Source organism: Gemmata sp., from assembly GCF_051859125.1.
In the GTDB taxonomy this organism is placed as follows: domain Bacteria; phylum Planctomycetota; class Planctomycetia; order Gemmatales; family Gemmataceae; genus Gemmata.
Genome location: NZ_JBHYGG010000213.1, coordinates 1 through 2,840, shown reverse-complemented (window position 1 = coordinate 2,840; position 2,840 = coordinate 1). Strand labels below are relative to the sequence as shown.

Annotated in this window: 3 protein-coding genes; 1 reads left to right on the top strand and 2 read right to left on the bottom strand. The window is 72.2% G+C overall.

The annotated features are described in order from the left end of the window. Window positions 1-67: 67 nt before the first annotated feature. Both ACTIGN_RS17810 and ACTIGN_RS17805 read right to left on the bottom strand, forming a co-directional pair. Complete coding sequence (locus ACTIGN_RS17810; RefSeq protein ID WP_439626227.1) at window positions 68-742, bottom strand: DUF4198 domain-containing protein; 675 nt, start codon at window positions 740-742, stop codon at window positions 68-70. Window positions 743-759: 17 nt separating this feature from the next. Beyond that, complete coding sequence (locus ACTIGN_RS17805) at window positions 760-1,878, bottom strand: M24 family metallopeptidase (RefSeq protein ID WP_439626225.1); 1,119 nt, start codon at window positions 1,876-1,878, stop codon at window positions 760-762. A gap of 84 nt (window positions 1,879-1,962) precedes the next feature. Between ACTIGN_RS17805 and ACTIGN_RS17800 the strand changes: the two genes are divergently transcribed. After that, window positions 1,963-2,778, top strand: a complete 816-nt coding sequence (locus ACTIGN_RS17800) for an arginase family protein (protein WP_439626223.1) — start codon at window positions 1,963-1,965, stop codon at window positions 2,776-2,778. Window positions 2,779-2,840 lie beyond the last annotated feature (62 nt).

Below are 2,840 nucleotides of genomic sequence, written 5' to 3'. Positions count from 1 at the left end.
TTGCGCTCGAAGACTCGCTCCACCCCTGGCTACCATCCGCCGCCCCTCCGGGGCTGGAAGGCTGCGCTCACTTCTCGACGTCGCACACGAGCGTCGCGTACACCCGCGTCTCGTCGAACTTCTTCCCCGCGTGCTCGCCGGTCTTGGCCTCGATCTTCTTCGCGACGACCCCGTACCGCCCGCGGGCGTCGAACTCGGGGGTGAACCCCTCCTTGTCCGTCTTCACGGCCTTCTTCGCCCCGTCGGGGAGCATGACGCTCACCTCCAGTTCGGGGATCGGCTTGCCGGCCGCCAGCACCTGGAACTTCGTCTTGCCGGGCGCGCCGGCGACCAGCACCTCCAGCTCCAGCTTCTCGCCGACGGTCGCTTCCTTGGCGGTCGCGGCGCCGAGGACCGCCTTCGGCAGGTACGTCAGCTTGAACGGCTTGCCCTCGCCCTTCTGCAGGACGCCGTAGTCGGTCACGCCGTACACGACCCGCGTGCCGCCGCCGGGGACGGTCACCGCGTAGAACCCCTCGCCCTTCTTCCACTCCAGGGGCGACTCCTTGCCGGCCGAGTCGCGGAGCGTGAGCTTCGTGCTCGCAATCTTCTCGATGTTTACGTTCGTGTCGGGCTTCAGCTCGTCGCTGAAGATCACCTGTGCCCCGTCCCCCTTCTCGGTGGGGACGATGAAGGCGAAGTGCCCCTCGGCGAGCGACACGGTGAGCAGGGCGAGCACGGCGGCGCTGAGCATCCGATACATGGAATTCTCCCGGGGTGTTACACGTCGCGGACGAGCACGTCCGCGATGTCCTGCGGCGGCCCGCCGCGGACCACGACGCGCTTCACCGGCCACTCGCCCGGCGGCGTGACGGCGGTCGGCTCGGCGTCGGTGACCAGTAGTGTATCGACGACGGCCGCGGGGCCGACCCGGGGCTGCCACACGACGGCGTTCCCGGCGGCGAGCGGCTCCTCGGCCCCCGGGCGGCCCAGGAACTCGGCGGCGAACCGCCCGGCCCCGTACCCGGGTGGGCTCAACCGGTACTCGAACTCGAACGGGCCGGTCCCGAGGATCGCGCGGCCGGCGACGCCGATCGCCCCGATCGTCTTGTTCGGCTTGGTCCACGAGCGGAACGAGCCGGCCTGCTTGACGGCGAGGTCGTGGGCGGCCGCGAACTCGGGCGGCACCGGCCCGAAGCTCACCGTGCGGGAGCAGGTGACGAACAGGCCGTCCCGCGACCCCGTCGCCTGGACCACGGCGGTCCGCGTGACCGGGTTCGGCCCGGCCCCGGCCCGGCGGTACTTCGCCCCGCGGCCGTCGGCCGTCACGCTCAGCGCGACCGGTTCGATCCCGTGGTGCAGGAGCCGGTGCCCGACCTGCGCGGCGACCTCGTGCTCGGTCCGGCCGGGTGCGAACGCCCGGGCCGTTGATTCCACGGCTTCGACAACGAGCGCGCCGAGTTCGCGGTACTGGGCGCGCTCGAACGGTGACAGCCCGCGGAGCAGGGGGCGGAGGTGCTCGTTCGCGAGCGGGATCGCGGGGAACGGGCGGTCCGCGGCGACCCGCGCGCCGTCGGTGAGGTACGCGAGGAAGTCGGACCGGCCCGCCTCCCAGTGCCACTCCTTGAGCTGGAACCCGAGGCCGTCGAGTTCCTCGTCGAACAGCCGCTGCGAGTCGGCGTTCGAGCACACGAGCCACCGGCTCTGGCCGTTCGTGTACACCCCGGGCCGCTCCGCGTCGGGGACCAGGCCGGCGACGTTCAGCCCGGCGGTGAACCACGCGACGTGCGCCGGCATGAACAGCACGAGCGTGTCCACGCCGAGCGAGCGGAGGACGGGGAGCAGCGCCGCCTGTTTGGCGTCGATGTCGGCGCGGCGGTCGGCGGGGCTGAGCGGCATGGGGGGGCCCTCGGGGCGCGTCGCGCGCACACCGTGATGATAGAACGACACCCGGCCCGCGAGCCCAAGAACCGAAGGTTCCCGATGCGAACGACCGTCACCGTGTTCCCGTTCGAACTGTTCGGCAGCGCCGGGACCGGGGCCGGGGCGCAGGCGCTCGGCGACGCGGCCCGCGAGATCCTCGACGACACCGAGGAGGAGTCCCGCCCGTGCCGCGCCGACCGCCTCCGCGGGAGCGTCGAGGTGCAGGAGTTCGCGTTCGAGACGATGGCCCAGGTCCGCGGGTGGCGGAAGACCGGCCGCGACGCGGCCCGCCGGGCGCTCCGGGCCGGCGACTTCCACCTGTGGCTCGGCGGCAACCACCTGAGCGTGCTGCCGGTGCTCGACGAACTCGGCCGCACCGATTGCGTGGTCCAGTTCGACGCGCACCTCGACGTGTACGCCTTCCACGACACCACCGCGGAGCTGTCGCACGGGAACTTCCTGAAGCACGTCGACGGCCCGCGGCCGCGGGTCGTCAGCGTCGGCCACCGGGACCTCTTCCTGACCCCCGAAGAGATCGGCGCGACGTTCGAGGCGGTCCACTCGGCGCACGACGTCGCGACCAACGCCGATCGGGTTGCGGAGCAGCTCCGGGCCGCCGTCGCAACCGCCGGCCGCGTGTGGATCGACATCGACGCCGACGCCTTCGACCCGGCCGCGGTGCCGGCGGTGCTCCAGCCGCTGCCCTTCGGCCTCACCGGCCCGACGTTCCTGAAGTTGCTCGACGCCGCGTGGTCGGACAAGGTCGCCGGCGTGTCGATTTCGGAGTTCGCGCCGGGTGCCGACGTCCGCGACACCGGCTTGAACCTCCTCGGCTGGCTCCTGGAGTTCGTCCTGCTCCGAGCGCACGGGGGGTGACCCCGAATCGGTTGTGGTCCGAGCCCGAGCGCCGAGCGAGGGTTGAGCGCGAACCCTCGCTC